The sequence below is a fragment of the Pseudomonas sp. H3_D04 genome, from assembly GCF_054669175.1.
In genome coordinates, this window is the sequence record NZ_CP162801.1 from 5964205 (window position 1) to 5978519 (window position 14315).

At 60.4% G+C, this 14315-nt stretch carries 13 protein-coding genes; 8 read left to right on the top strand and 5 right to left on the bottom strand.

Going from position 1 to position 14315, the window contains the following annotated elements; all coding sequences use genetic code 11:
* The first annotated feature begins 429 nt into the window (after positions 1–429).
* The 6 genes from AB4N91_RS27375 (at position 430) to AB4N91_RS27400 (ending at position 8175) form a co-directional block, all read left to right on the top strand.
* The gene (locus AB4N91_RS27375) at positions 430–2463 is read left to right on the top strand and encodes an ABC transporter permease subunit (RefSeq protein ID WP_311100609.1); all 2034 of its coding nucleotides are present in this window, start codon (positions 430–432) and stop codon (positions 2461–2463) included.
* Between the two features lie 15 nt (positions 2464–2478).
* Positions 2479–4149 (top strand): phosphate ABC transporter permease PstA, encoded by a 1671-nt coding sequence (gene pstA, locus AB4N91_RS27380; protein ID WP_010465316.1) that lies wholly within the window; start codon positions 2479–2481, stop codon positions 4147–4149.
* Positions 4150–4244: 95 nt separating this feature from the next.
* Positions 4245–5078: a phosphate ABC transporter ATP-binding protein PstB gene (gene pstB, locus AB4N91_RS27385; protein WP_010465315.1), complete on the top strand. Its 834-nt coding sequence runs from the start codon at positions 4245–4247 to the stop codon at positions 5076–5078.
* A 120-nt stretch (positions 5079–5198) separates the two neighbouring features.
* Positions 5199–5960, top strand: a complete 762-nt coding sequence (gene phoU, locus AB4N91_RS27390) for a phosphate signaling complex protein PhoU (RefSeq protein WP_008150055.1) — start codon at positions 5199–5201, stop codon at positions 5958–5960.
* 167 nt (positions 5961–6127) lie between these two features.
* Positions 6128–7078, top strand: coding sequence for a response regulator (locus tag AB4N91_RS27395; protein ID WP_010465313.1), 951 nt, complete (start codon positions 6128–6130; stop codon positions 7076–7078).
* 200 nt (positions 7079–7278) lie between these two features.
* Positions 7279–8175 carry a peptidoglycan DD-metalloendopeptidase family protein gene (locus AB4N91_RS27400; RefSeq protein WP_010465311.1) on the top strand — a complete coding sequence of 299 codons (897 nt, stop codon included), beginning with the start codon at positions 7279–7281 and terminating at the stop codon, positions 8173–8175.
* Positions 8176–8352: 177 nt separating this feature from the next.
* Here AB4N91_RS27400 and AB4N91_RS27405 read toward each other — a convergent pair whose 3' ends face one another.
* From AB4N91_RS27405 to phoB, 3 genes are all read right to left on the bottom strand, one after another.
* Positions 8353–9693: a hemolysin family protein gene (locus AB4N91_RS27405; protein WP_010465310.1), complete on the bottom strand. Its 1341-nt coding sequence runs from the start codon at positions 9691–9693 to the stop codon at positions 8353–8355.
* Between the two features lie 123 nt (positions 9694–9816).
* Positions 9817–11103, bottom strand: coding sequence for a phosphate regulon sensor histidine kinase PhoR (phoR, locus tag AB4N91_RS27410; protein WP_460112683.1), 1287 nt, complete (start codon positions 11101–11103; stop codon positions 9817–9819).
* Positions 11104–11184: 81 nt separating this feature from the next.
* Positions 11185–11874, bottom strand: coding sequence for a phosphate regulon transcriptional regulator PhoB (phoB, locus tag AB4N91_RS27415; protein ID WP_008150066.1), 690 nt, complete (start codon positions 11872–11874; stop codon positions 11185–11187).
* Between the two features lie 152 nt (positions 11875–12026).
* Here phoB and AB4N91_RS27420 point away from each other — a divergent pair, with 152 nt between their 5' ends.
* On the top strand, positions 12027–12413 hold the full coding sequence (locus AB4N91_RS27420; RefSeq protein ID WP_010465305.1) for a COG4315 family predicted lipoprotein: 387 nt from the start codon (positions 12027–12029) through the stop codon (positions 12411–12413).
* A 56-nt stretch (positions 12414–12469) separates the two neighbouring features.
* On the opposite strand, the gene ubiA is transcribed toward AB4N91_RS27420, so the two are convergent.
* Together ubiA and AB4N91_RS27430 are read right to left on the bottom strand one after the other, a co-directional pair.
* Positions 12470–13360: a 4-hydroxybenzoate octaprenyltransferase gene (ubiA, locus tag AB4N91_RS27425; RefSeq protein ID WP_010465303.1), complete on the bottom strand. Its 891-nt coding sequence runs from the start codon at positions 13358–13360 to the stop codon at positions 12470–12472.
* On the bottom strand, positions 13360–13923 hold the full coding sequence (locus tag AB4N91_RS27430; protein WP_305648258.1) for a chorismate--pyruvate lyase family protein: 564 nt from the start codon (positions 13921–13923) through the stop codon (positions 13360–13362). Before AB4N91_RS27430 ends, ubiA begins: the two co-directional genes overlap by 1 nt.
* A 202-nt stretch (positions 13924–14125) precedes the next feature.
* Here AB4N91_RS27430 and AB4N91_RS27435 point away from each other — a divergent pair, with 202 nt between their 5' ends.
* Positions 14126–14293, top strand: a complete 168-nt coding sequence (locus AB4N91_RS27435) for a rubredoxin (RefSeq protein ID WP_010465298.1) — start codon at positions 14126–14128, stop codon at positions 14291–14293.
* Positions 14294–14315 lie beyond the last annotated feature (22 nt).

The window sequence follows — 14315 nt, forward strand, 5'->3', positions numbered from 1 at the left end:
CGGTGGTTCAGTCAACGTGACGTTGAATGTAATGACGCCTTCGCGAGCAAGCTTCGATCCTGCAAATGCCGGTACGCCGGCCCCCAAATTTCCGGTCCACTGCCAGTTCCCGCTGGCGGCGGATTTGCTGCGTCACTGCATTGTCATCTTTCTGTCATACAGGATCGCTAGGGTGTGCGCATGAATGATCTGGCCAATTCCACCATGACTACTAATCCCCCCAAGCGAATTGATTTCAATACGCCTGAGCTGCAACGCAAGCGCCGCATCCGCGCGCTCAAGGATCGCCTGACCCGCTGGTACGTCCTCGTGGGCGGCCTTGCCGTTCTCGGCGCGATCACGCTGATCTTTTTCTTCCTCGCCTACGTTGTCTTCCCCCTGTTTCAGGGTGCCGACCTGACCGCCAAGGAATCCATCACGCCCGCCTGGATGCAAGACGCCGGCAAGCCGTTGATGATCTCTCTGGAAGAGCAGAACCAGGTCGCCATGCGAGTTTCCGACAAAGGGCAGGCGCTGTTTTTTGACATCGACAGTGGCGCTGAACTCAAGCGCGTCGATCTGTCGATCCCGGCCGGCACCACCGTGACCTCCATCGGCGAAGACCAGCCCGGCCATCCGCTGGTCGCAGTAGGTCTGTCCAACGGTCAGGCGCTGGTGTTCCGTCACACTTATAAAGTCAGCTATCCAGATGGCAAGAAAACCATCTCGCCGGCGATCGAATACCCGTACGGCGAAACGCCGATCGCGCTGAACGAAGCGGGCGGTGCACTGGAGCACGTCAGCCTCAACGCCACGGATTCGACCCTGATGCTGGTCGGTTCCACCGGCTCACAACTCAATGTGCTCTCGCTGACCAGCGAAGAAAACATGATGACCGGCGAAGTCACCAACGAGCAGAAGCGTATCGAGCTGCCGCAGATGACCGAGCCGGTGAAGAACATCTTTGTCGACCCGCGTCAGCAATGGCTGTACGTGATCAACGGTCGCGCCCAGGCCGACGTATTCAGCCTGCGCGACAAGAGCCTCAACGGTCGCTACAAGTTGCTGGAAAACGGTGACGCCGAAATCACTGCCAGTACTCAATTGGTGGGCGGTATCTCGCTGATCCTCGGCGACTCCAAAGGCGGCCTGGCCCAGTGGTTCATGGCCCGTGACCCGGATGGCGAGTTGCGCCTGAAGCAGATCCGCACTTTCCAGATGGGCACTACGCCGATCGTTGAAATCACCGCTGAAGAACGTCGCAAAGGCTTCGTGGCCCTCGACGCCTCCGGCAAGCTTGGCGTGTTCCACAGCACCGCCCACCGCACCTTGCTGGTGGACCAGGTGGTCGACGGCCAAGGCGTCTTCGGCCTGTCGCCACGGGCCAACCGTGTGATCGTCGAAGCGGGCGGCAAGATTCAGCCGCTGCTGCTCGACAACCCGCACCCGGAAGTGTCGTGGAGCGCGTTGTGGAGCAAGGTCTGGTACGAGAACTACGACGAGCCTAAATACGTCTGGCAATCGACCGCCGCCAACACCGACTTCGAACCCAAGCTGAGCCTGTCGCCACTGACCTTCGGCACCCTGAAAGCCGCGTTCTACGCCATGCTGCTGGCCGCTCCTCTGGCCGTCGCTGCCGCGATCTACACCGCGTATTTCATGGCCCCGGGCATGCGTCGCAAGGTCAAGCCGGTGATCGAGCTGATGGAAGCGATGCCGACGGTGATCCTCGGCTTCTTCGCCGGCCTGTTCCTCGCGCCTTATGTGGAAGGGCATTTGCCGGGCATCTTCAGCCTGCTGATGCTCCTGCCGATCGGCATCCTGGTCGCCGGTTTCGTCTTCAGCCGCCTGCCTGAGTCCATCCGCCTGAAAGTGCCGGACGGCTGGGAAAGCGCGATCCTGATCCCGGTGATTCTGTTTGTGGGCTGGTTGTCGCTGTACATGAGCCCGTACATGGAAACCTGGTTCTTCGGCGGCGACATGCGCATGTGGATCTCCCACGACCTGGGCATTACCTACGACCAGCGCAACGCTCTGGTAGTCGGTCTGGCCATGGGCTTCGCGGTGATCCCGAACATTTACTCCATCGCCGAAGACGCCGTGTTCAGCGTGCCCCGCGGCCTGACCCTCGGTTCCCTGGCCCTCGGTGCCACGCCATGGCAGACCATGACCCGTGTGGTGATCCTCACCGCCAGCCCGGGCATCTTCTCGGCACTGATGATCGGCATGGGCCGTGCGGTCGGTGAAACCATGATCGTGCTGATGGCCACCGGTAACACCCCGGTCATGGAAATGAACCTGTTCGAAGGTCTGCGAACGCTGGCCGCCAACGTCGCGGTGGAAATGCCCGAGTCGGAAGTCGGCGGCAGCCACTATCGCGTGCTGTTCCTCTCGGCACTGGTGCTGCTGTTGTTCACCTTCGTCATGAACACCCTCGCGGAACTGATTCGTCAGCGTCTGCGCAAGAAATACTCGTCGCTTTAAGAAAGGTAGAAGTCTGTGAAACAGAACTCCCTGAAAGGATGGTTCAAGAGCGGCGCCCCAGGCGTCTGGATCAGCGGTGGCGCGGTGTCCATCGCGGTCATCATGACCATTGGCTTGCTGGCGGTGATTGCCGTGCGCGGTCTGGGCCACTTCTGGCCGGCAGACCTGGTGCACGCCAGTTATGACGTGCCGGGCCAGGCCAACCACCTCGTCATCGGCGAAGTGGTGCAGAAAGAAGAAGTGCCGCGCGAGCGCCTGAAAAGCGCTGGTCTGCCGGTGCCCGATCAGGGCCCGGAGTTCATGACCCGTGAGCTGATCAAGGTCGGCAACCGCGACCTGAACGGCAACGACTTCACCTGGATCGTCGGCGAGTGGCTGACCAACCAGAAGACGCCGCCGGAGCTGATGGCCGTCGAGCGTCGCGAGTGGGGCAACTTCTACGGCTACCTGGTCAACGTCAAGCAGGACGGCAAAGTCATTGCTGAGGGCGAAGCCGCATGGCCCGAGTTGCAGGCCCGTGTCGATCGCGTGAACAAGCTTGCAGCACAGCTCAAGACCCTGGAGAAAGTCGACATTGGCGCGATCAACGCCGGTCTGGAACGTGTGCGTCTGCACGGTCGCAAACTGGAACTGGCCGGCCAGCTCGACGCCGCCGCGCAAGCGGACATGGAATCCGAGCGCGCTGAGCTCAATGCTCGTTATCAGGACATCGAAGCCCGCCTGAATGACCTGCACGCCCAGTTCAACCGCGACAGCCTGACCGCCCGCGATGCCAACGGCAAAGAGATCGAGATCGGCATCGGCAAAGTGGTCCGCGCCTATCAGCCGAACGCCATGGGCACCTTCACCAAGATCGGCTTCTACGTTAGCAAGGTCTGGGAATTCCTCAGCGATGACCCGCGTGAAGCGAACACCGAGGGCGGGATCTTCCCGGCCATTTTCGGCACCGTCATGATGACCTTGATCATGGCGATGATCGTGACGCCGTTCGGCGTGTTGGCGGCGGTTTACCTGCGTGAATACGCCAAGCAGAACGCGTTGACCCGGATTATCCGCATCGCGGTGAACAACCTGGCGGGCGTTCCGGCGATTGTCTACGGCGTGTTCGGCCTGGGCTTCTTCGTCTACGTACTTGGCGGTTCGGTTGACCGGTTGTTCTTCCCGGAAGCGTTGCCGGCGCCGACCTTCGGTACACCGGGTTTGCTTTGGGCGTCCCTGACCCTGGCGCTGCTGGCGGTTCCGGTGGTGATCGTGGCCACGGAAGAAGGCCTGGCGCGGATTCCTCGCACCGTGCGTGAAGGCTCGTTGGCCCTCGGCGCGACCAAGGCTGAAACCTTGTGGAAGATCGTGCTGCCAATGGCCAGCCCGGCAATGATGACCGGCATGATCCTCGCCGTGGCGCGCGCCGCCGGTGAAGTGGCGCCGCTGATGCTGGTGGGTGTGGTGAAACTGGCGCCGTCGCTGCCACTGGACGGCAACTACCCGTACCTCCACCTGGACCAGAAGATCATGCACTTGGGCTTCCATATCTATGACGTCGGCTTCCAAAGCCCGAACGTCGAGGCCGCGCGGCCGCTGGTGTATGCCACGGCGCTGCTGCTGGTGCTGGTGATTGCCACGTTGAACCTGTCGGCCGTTTATATCCGTAACCATCTGCGCGAAAAATACAAAGCTCTAGACAGCTAAAGCCATTAGCCACAAGCGGCAAGTTATAAGCCGCTTTTGCTCAAAACTTGCAGCTTGCAGCTAGAAGCTTGCAGCTACGAACGGAGTGAGACCCCATGCAGCACGAAGCACATACCCACGGCATCAACATGTCTGCCTTGGGCCGCGACAAACAGAGCTTGAGCCTTGAACAGGAAACCGTGGCCATCGAAGTGCCGGGCCTGAACCTGTTCTACGGCGACAAACAAGCGCTGTACGACGTCAGCCTGAACATTCCGAAACAGCGTGTGACCGCCTTCATCGGCCCGTCCGGCTGCGGCAAGTCCACGCTACTGCGTACCTTCAACCGCATGAACGACCTGGTCGACGGTTGCCGCGTAGAAGGTGAAATCAACCTGTACGGCCACAACATCTACCGTAAGGGCGAAGACGTGGCCGAACTGCGTCGTCGCGTCGGCATGGTGTTCCAGAAGCCGAACCCGTTCCCGAAAACCATCTACGAAAACGTGGTGTACGGCCTGCGCATCCAGGGCATCAACAAAAAGCGCGTTCTCGACGAAGCGGTCGAGTGGGCGTTGAAAGGCGCGGCGCTGTGGGACGAAGTCAAAGACCGTCTGCATGAATCGGCACTCGGCCTGTCCGGTGGTCAGCAGCAACGTCTGGTCATCGCGCGCACCATCGCTGTAGAGCCGGAAGTGCTGCTGCTCGACGAACCATGCTCGGCACTCGACCCGATCTCCACGCTGAAAGTCGAAGAACTGATCTACGAATTGAAATCGAAATTCACCATTGTCATCGTGACCCACAACATGCAACAGGCCGCGCGGGTTTCCGACTACACGGCGTTCATGTACATGGGCAAACTGGTGGAATTCGGCGACACCGATACGCTGTTCACCAATCCGGCGAAGAAGCAGACCGAAGACTACATCACTGGTCGCTACGGCTAGCCGTACAGCTGCAAGCCGCAAGTTTCAAGCGGCAAGTAGGAAGCGGTGCGATATCAGGACTTATACATAACTGCTTGAAGCTTGCAGCTTGAAGCTGGCAACTTTCGCGGAGCGAACCGAATGATTAGTAAAGAAGGCCTTACCCATCACATCTCCGCGCAGTTCAACGCTGAGCTGGAGGAAGTTCGCAGCCACCTCCTGGCCATGGGCGGTCTGGTGGAAAAGCAGGTCAATGACGCGGTGACCGCGCTGATCGAGGCCGACTCCGGCCTGGCCCAGCAGGTTCGCGAGATCGACGACCAGATCAACCAGATGGAACGCAACATCGACGAAGAATGCCTGCGCATTCTGGCCCGTCGTCAGCCGGCAGCATCCGACTTGCGTCTGATCATCAGCATCTCCAAATCGGTGATCGACCTGGAGCGCATCGGTGACGAAGCGACCAAGATCGCCCGCCGCGCCATTCAGTTGTGCGAAGAAGGCGAGGCCCCGCGCGGCTACGTCGAGGTTCGCCACATCGGCGACCAGGTGCGCAACATGGTGCGTGACGCGCTGGACGCCTTTGCCCGCTTCGACGCCGACCTGGCGTTGTCGGTGGCCCAGTACGACAAGATCATCGACCGCGAATACAAGACCGCACTGCGTGAGCTGGCGACCTACATGATGGAAGACCCGCGCTCTATCTCGCGGGTCTTGAGCATTATCTGGGTGCTGCGTTCGCTGGAGCGGATCGGCGACCACGCGCGCAATATCTCGGAACTGGTGATTTACCTGGTGCGCGGCACGGACGTGCGTCACCTGGGCCTCAAGCGCATGAAAGAAGAAGTTGAAGGCACAAGTGGCGAAACCGCTAATGTTCCGGGCAAAGCTGACGATAAGTAAGACTGCCCAAGAAAAACGCCCGGTCCTTTGGCCGGGCGTTTTTGTGTGTGGCTTTCGACTTCAAAAGCAGCACCCGCGAACGAAAAGTCCCGGCGTGACTGAAGGTTTTTGGCAATGTGCCATCAGCAAAACGGTATGCTTGCCGGGATTTTTTCGAGGGGTGATGGATGAGCAAGATCAGTGTGTTGGTGGTGGACGATGCAGCGTTCATTCGTGACCTGGTAAAGAAGTGCCTGCGTAACTACTTCCCGGGTATCCGGACCGAAGATGCCATCAACGGCAAAAAAGCTCAGGCCATGCTGGCCAAGGAAGCGTTCGACCTGGTGCTGTGCGACTGGGAAATGCCGGAAATGTCTGGCCTGGAACTGCTGACCTGGTGCCGCGAGCAGGACAATCTCAAGACCATGCCCTTCGTGATGGTGACCAGCCGTGGCGATAAAGAGAACGTGGTCCAGGCGATTCAGGCCGGCGTTTCCGGCTACGTCAGCAAGCCCTTCACCAACGAACAACTGCTGACCAAGGTCAAGCAAGCGCTGAACAAGGTCGGCAAGCTCGACGCCTTGATGAACGGTGCGCCGACCAAAATGAACTCGGCTTTCGGCAACGATTCCCTGAGCGCATTGACCGGCGGCAAGGCGGCCGTGGTCGCACCTGCAGCGGCGCCGGTCAACCCGTTCGCCAAACCTGCTGCCGCCGCGCCGACCCCTGCCCCGGCTGCGTCTCGCGGTTTGCTCAATAGCCCGCCGGTCAAGGCACCGGGCGCTGCTTCCGCTCCCGCCAGCGGTCGGGGTCAAGGTCAGCTGCGTTTGCCAAGCGGCATTCAGCAGTGCGTGATCAAAGCCTTGAGCATCAAGGAAGCGCTGCTGGTGGTAAAGCGTACCGACACGCTGCCGCAAGTCCTCGACAGCGCCGTGCTGGACCTGGAGCAGGGCGACAACGCTGAAGTCGCCCGCCTCAATGGCTACTTGCACGCCATTGTCGCGTTTGAGCCGAAACCTGACAGCGACTGGCTGCAACTGACCTTCCGCTTTGTGGATCAGGATGCGCAGAAGCTCGACTACATCTCCCGATTGATCGCACGTGGCACGGCGCAGAAGCATTTCGTCCCAGGCGCGTAATCTTCATCGCCTGAGAGTCCGTCTTCGCGGGCAAGCCTCGACAGATCACACCGACCTGTAGGAGCGAGGCTTGCCCGCGAAGGGGCCATCAAACTCACCGCACATCCCCTTTGCTGCCCATTTTGAAACATCTGCCGACTACCCGGGTCCATTGCAGCTGCTAGGCTCCTTCCCAGGCCTCACTCGACAGACTCTTGCCCATGCTCGCGCGCCTGCTGTTTTTCTGTGGTCTTTTCATGGCCTCCACCTCGGCTGTGGCCATGACGATCTACAAGTCCAAAGACGCCAATGGCGTGGTCTCCTACAGCGACCGCCCCACGAAAGGCTCCCAGGTGTTCGTTTTTCGTGATCGCATGGTCGAGCACCTTGAGCGCCAGGTGTACCTGGAGATCAAGAAGCAGAAGGGCGTGGACAACGTGTACGTGCGCAACGACCTGTATGCGCCGGTCGAGATCGAGCTGAGTTTTGCCGGGTTGAGCAATGTCAGCGGCGCGCCGAGCCGACCGATCCGCCGGGTGATGCCGGCCCGCAGCAACATCCGTCTGGCGCTGCTCACGGCGACTAAGGCCGGAAGGCCGCTGACGTACACCCCAAGGTTCGAATATTCCCTGGGCGACCCTTCAGGGGCTGCCATGGCCTATCGGTATCCGCTGCCCTGGCGTGGTGGGCCGTTTCGCTTGAGTCAGGGTGCCAACGGCCAATACAGCCATTTCGGCGCCAAAAACCGTTACGCCATGGACATCGCCATGCCCGAAGGCACGCCGATCATTGCGGCGCGGGGCGGGGTGGTGGTGAAAACCGAAAATGCCCAGACCGGACGTGGCACCGATCCTTCAGGCAATTTCGTGCGGGTGCTGCACGATGACGGGACGATGGGCGTGTACCTGCACCTCAAGCAAGGTTCGGTGGGCGTTCGCGAGGGGCAACGGGTAGCGGTGGGGAGTGCGCTGGCCCTGTCGGGCAACACCGGCAACAGCAGCGGGCCGCATTTGCACTTCGTGGTGCAGCGCAATACGGGGCTTGGGTTGGTGTCGATTCCGTATCAGTTCAATCAGCCAGTGGGTGCGTTGCCCAACTTTGCGTTGGGCAAGCAATAGCCGGATCAGCACGATTACTGTGGCGAGGGAGCTTGCTCCCGCTGGGCTGCGAAGCGGCCCCAACGCCTGCAACCGCACACCGCATTCATCGGTTTACGACTGCTACGCCCTGGCGCGGATCGGCCGGCGCGAGCAAGCTCTCTCGCCACAAAAGCTCGCTCGCCGCCGGTGTCGCGCTTAATCGAGCATCAACACCTTGGCCAGAATGATCTTCGGCCCTTTCATCTTCTTGATGATGATTCGCAAGCCTTCGACTTCCAGCACTTCTTCCTCTTCCGGCACCCGTTTCAGGGTTTCGTAGATCAGCCCGGCGAGGGTTTCGGCTTCGATGTGGTCCAGGTCGATGCCCAGCAGGCGTTCGACCTTGAACAACGGCGTATCACCGCGCACCAGCAGCTTGCCCGGCTGGTACGCGAGAATGCCGCGCTCAGCCTTGCGGTGTTCGTCCTGAATGTCGCCGACCAGCACCTCAAGCACGTCTTCCATGGTCAGGTAGCCGATGATGTTGCCATCGGCTTCTTCGACCAGGGCGAAGTGCGAGCCACCCTTGCGGAACTGCTCCAGCAACTGCGACAGCGGCATGTGCCGCGACACGCGTTCCAGCGGCCGGGTCAGTTCGGCGAGGTTGAATGACTCGGGAATGTGGTCCAGAGCCGCCAGTTCCAGCAGCAGATCCTTGATGTGCAGCAAGCCGACGAACTCTTGGCGATCGCTGTCGTACACCGGATAGCGGCTGAACTTGTGGCGACGGAACATCGCCAGGATTTCCTTGAGCGGCGCGTTGAACTCCAGCGTCACCAGGTCTTCACGGGAGTTGGCCCAGTCGACCACCTCCAGCTCGCCCATTTCCACGGCGGAAGCCAACACACGCATGCCTTGGTCGCTCGGGTCCTGGCCACGGCTGGAGTGCAGGATCAGTTTCAGTTCTTCACGGCTGTAATGGTGTTCGTGATGCGGGCCGGGTTCACCCTGGCCGGCGATCCGCAGGATGGTGTTGGCGCTGGCGTTGAGCAGGTAGATCGCCGGGTACATGGCCCAGTAGAACAGGTACAGCGGCACTGCGGTCCAGAGCGACAGCAACTCGGGTTTGCGAATGGCCCAGGATTTCGGGGCCAGCTCACCGACCACAATGTGCAGGTACGAGATGACGAAGAACGCAGCGAAGAACGATACGCCTTTGACCACTTCGGGCGACTGCACGCCGACGGCTTCAAGCAGCGGCTCCAGAATGTGTGCGAACGCCGGTTCACCGACCCAGCCCAGGCCCAGGGAGGCGAGGGTGATACCCAATTGGCACGCTGAGAGGTACGCATCGAGCTGACTGTGAACGGTGCGCAGGATGTGTCCGCGCCAGCCGTTTTTCTCAGCGATGGCCTCGACCCGGGTCGAGCGCAATTTGACCATGGCGAATTCCGCCGCAACGAAAAAGCCGTTGAGCAAAACCAGGATCAGAGCAAAAAGAATCATGCCGAAATCGGCGAAGAGTGTCGCGAGGGTCAAGCCTGGGGAAGGGTCCATGATGGAGTTTTGCGGGTTCCGTGTATTCGAATAGGGGGTCAATGCGGTGCCTGAAGGGCAGGCACAAGTCAGCCAATGTAGCGGCTGACCGGGCGATTGCCTAGTGGCGAGTGCTGGCCGGTATCAGTCGGCGGTGCTGATGACCCGGGTTTTTGTGACCTGAGCGGGCGCGAAATGGCAGGTAAAGGTGCTGCCGTGGCCCGGCACGCTGCTGATTTCCATCCGTGCGCGGTGGCGCAGCAGCACGTGTTTGACGATTGCCAGGCCGAGGCCGGTGCCGCCGGTGTTGGAATTGCGGCTGGAGTCGACGCGGTAGAAACGTTCAGTCAGGCGCGGCAGGTGTTTGCTGTCGATGCCGATCCCGGAATCCTGCACGCTCAGGTGCGCGCCTTGCTCATCGCCCCACCAGCGAATGCGGATATTGCCTTCGGCCGGCGTATATTTCACTGCGTTGAACACCAGGTTGGAAAACGCGCTACGCAACTCGGCTTCGCTGCCCTTGAGCAGGATCGTTGGATCAGCTTCCAGAGTGATGTGCTGGTTTTTCTGGCCGGACAACTGCTGGGCGTCGCTCGTGATCGATTGCAGCAAGCCGTCGATGGCCACGGGCTGGTTGTCCGAGGGGTAATCGGTGGCTTCCAGTTTGGCCAGCAGCAACAAGTCGTTGAGCAAGGTCTGCATGCGCCCGCCTTGCTGCTGCATTTGCTGCAAGGCACGGGTCCAGCGCGGGTTCACTTCCTCGGCGTTATCCAGCAAGGTTTCCAGGTAACCGCAGATGACCGTCAACGGTGTGCGCAGTTCATGGGAGACGTTGGCGATGAAGTCTTTGCGCATCTGTTCCAGCTGATGGATACGCGTCACGTCGCGCACCAGCATCAAGTGTTCGTTGTTGCCGTAGCGGGTGATGTACAGCTGAATGCGCAGGCGATCGTTGATCGGCGAAGGGATTTCCAGCGGTTCGGCGTAGCTGTCCTGCTCGAAATATTCCTTGAAGCGCGGATGGCGCACCAGGTTGGTGACCGGCTGGCCGCTGTCTTGCGGCGTCTTCAGGCCAAGCAGTGTTTCGGCGGCGCGGTTCCACCACTCAAGGTTGCCCTCGCTGTCGAGCATGATGACGGCGTCTTTCAGCGCGGCAGTGGATTCCTGGACCCGATCGATCACCGCTTGCAGGCGTCCGCGCACGCGTTGGTCGCGACGTTGCAAGTGGTAGATGCTGTCGAACACTTCGCCCCACAGGCCATAGCCGTCGGGTGGTGCCTCGTCGGGTTTGTGCAGCCGCAGCCATTCGTGCAGCCGCAGCAATTGCTTGAGGGTCCAGGCCAAGTAAAGGCCCAGGCCCGCGGCGAGACTCCAGCCGTAGTAGCCGGTAATCAGGCCGATCACCAGACACCCGGTCACCAGCAACAGCATGTGGCGGATCAGGGTGCCATGCCAGTTTTGGTTCAATTGAACACGCGTCCTTGTCAGCTTGTCGGGCGGGAAAGCTCTTGGTCAGGCTTTGGTAGAAAAGCGGTAACCGGTGCCACGCACGGTTTGTACCAGATTCTCATAGGCATCACCGAGGGCTTTGCGCAGACGGCGGATGTGCACGTCGACGGTGCGCTCTTCGACATACACGTTGCCGCCCCAGACCTGATCCAGCAACTGGCCACGGGTGTAGGCCCGTTCCTGGTGAGTCATGAAAAACTGCAGCAGACGATATTCGGTCGGGCCCATCTCGGCGGGTTTGCCGTCGATGGTCACACGGTGGCTGATCGGGTCCAGCAGCAGGCCGCCGACTTCGATCGGTGTCTCGCCATCGGTAGGACCGGCACGGCGCAGCACGGCTTTGAGGCGCGCCACCAGTTCACGGGGGGAAAACGGTTTGGTGATGTAATCATCAGCGCCGACTTCCAACCCCTGGATCTTGTTGTCCTCTTCGCCCTTGGCGGTGAGCATGATGATCGGGATGTCCCCGGTCAGCTCATCGCGCTTGAGACGGCGAGCCAGCTCGATACCGGACGTGCCGGGCAGCATCCAGTCGAGCAGGATCAGGTCCGGTTTGCGGTCGACGATGATGGCATGGGCCTGTTGGGAGTTCTCGGCCTCCAGGCAGTCATAGCCGGCCATTTCCAACGCAACGGCGATCATTTCGCGAATGGGCGCTTCGTCGTCGACGATCAGAATGCTCCTGCCAACCATGCCTTAATCCTCTTGTCATTTAACTGTCTTGCGCCGCATTAGATAACGGAATTATTGCAGTCGTGTGACAGCAATTTAGCAGGTCGGCGGTGGTCATGATCCTGAACTAAGCTCTAAGTCCGAATCCTGACAACCACAAAAGGAAGGTTTCCATGAATCACATTGCTCAATCCTGGAAGGCATTTTTAGTGACTGCAGCTCTAACGCTGCCAACCATGGCCTTCGCCGCCGACCCGGCGATGATGAAGGACGGGATGATGGTCGACCACAAGGGCATGACCTTGTACACGTTTGACAAGGACAGCGGCGGCAAGTCGATGTGTAATGACGATTGCGCCAAAAACTGGCCACCCATGATGGCACCGGCGGGTGCCACGGCCGCTGGCAAGTGGAGCGTCATCAAGCGCGATGACGGCACGAGCCAATATGCCTACGACGGTAAACCTCTTTACACATTCGTGAAGGACAAAAAACCCGGCGACATGGTGGGCGACAAAATGAAAGACGTCTGGCACGTTGTTCACGAGTCGCAAAAATAGACGACTCAACGCCTGTAGCCGTTGCCGACACATAGCGTCGGCAACGGCTTGGGCGGTCAGCGAGTGGCGTAGTCCAGCACAATCCCGACAAAAATCGCCAACCCGGCCCAGTGGTTGTGCAAAAACGCCTTGAAGCAACGCATCCGGTCCTTGCCGCGGGTGTACCAGAATTCCCACGCGAAACAGCCCGCCGCCGCCAGCAATCCCAAGTGGAACCAGCCCCCGAGCTCGAATTTCGATCCTGCCAGCAACAGACACCCCAGCGCCAAGCCTTGCAACGTCAGAATGATCACCCGATCCGCATCGCCGAACAGAATGGCGGTGGATTTCACGCCAATCTTCAAGTCGTCGTCGCGGTCGGTCATCGCGTAGTAAGTGTCGTAGCCCACGGTCCACAGCAGGTTGGCGATCCACAGCAACCATGCCGCTGCCGGCAGCTCGCCGGTTTCGGCGGTGAACGCCATCGGCATGCCCCAAGAGAACGCCGCGCCCAGTACCACTTGCGGGTAATAGGTGTAGCGCTTCATGAACGGGTAGCTGAAGGCCAGCGCCAAACCGCCGAACGACAACCAGACCGTGGCCGCATTGGTGCACAGCACCAGCAGGAAACTCACGCCCATCAGCACCGCGAAGAACACCAGGGCTTCTTTGGAGCTGATCTTGCCGCTGACCAAAGGGCGCTGCTCGGTGCGCTTCACGTGACCGTCGACCTTGCGATCCGCCCAGTCGTTGATCACGCAACCGCCCGCACGGGTCAGGACCACGCCGAGGACGAAAATCACAATGTTGGCCAGGGAGGGCGAGCCTTTGCCGGCAATCCACAGCGCCCACAGGGTCGGCCACAGCAGCAGATAGATGCCGATCGGCTTGTCCATGCGCGTCAGCTGAATGAAGTCCCAGGCCCGAGGGTTCAAGCGGTTCAGGGACTTGAGCAGGCTCTGGTACATCAGCAGTTCTCCGGGTGGGCGCGGGCGGCGAGCCACAAGGTCGGCAGGAAGATTTCAGCCACCAGCACGCTCAAGGCGCCACGGTCGAACCGCGAGCGACGGCCCCACAGTTCGGGGGCCCGGGACGCCAGCGGCAGCCATTCCTGAGGATAGTGACAAACCTCGATGGCGCGACGCTGGAACGCCTGATCGCAAAACAGCAACTCACCCAACGAGCGGCTACCCAGTTCATCCATGTGCAAGCCGTCGCCCTGCAAGGCGCTGCGCGCCGCCACGCTACGGGCAAACACCCAGGCTTCGCCGTGCCCCCGCAAATACACCTCGCGCACCCAGCCTTCACTGCCTTCCTCCAACTCCAGCGCAGCACATTCGTCGGCGCGCAGCGTTTGCCAGCCTTCAAACAACGGCGTGACGCTGAAGCCGTCATTCGACAAGCGGATCAGGCGTCGGGTCAGGGAGCCTTCGTCGAACAGCCAGTCGAGGGTAGACGTGTCGGGGAGGGGCGTCAGTTGGCTTTGAGGGAGCCACAGCGGGATAGCGGAGGGGAGTTTTGAGTGCGGCACAGTGAGTCATTATTGGCAGCAAATGAGGCGGCGAGCTTACCATGTCAGCCAGCGATTTTGATTGATCGGGGCCGCCGTTGCGCGGAACGCGCTTGCATCTGCCGGGCCCGATCAGTACAAAACGCCCCTGAGCCGGACGGCAGCGCTCCAACCATCGACCGTTCGCGCCGGCAATAAGCCTGAATCCTGAGGAAGTACCTGAATGAAAAAGTGGCAATGTGTGGTCTGCGGCCTGATCTATAACGAGGCCGAGGGCTGGCCGGACGACGGCATTGCGGCGGGCACGCTGTGGCAGGACGTGCCGGAAGACTGGCTGTGCCCGGACTGCGGCGTCGGCAAGATGGATTTCGAAATGATCGAAATCAACTAACAAAACACCAGAGGAGTAAGGA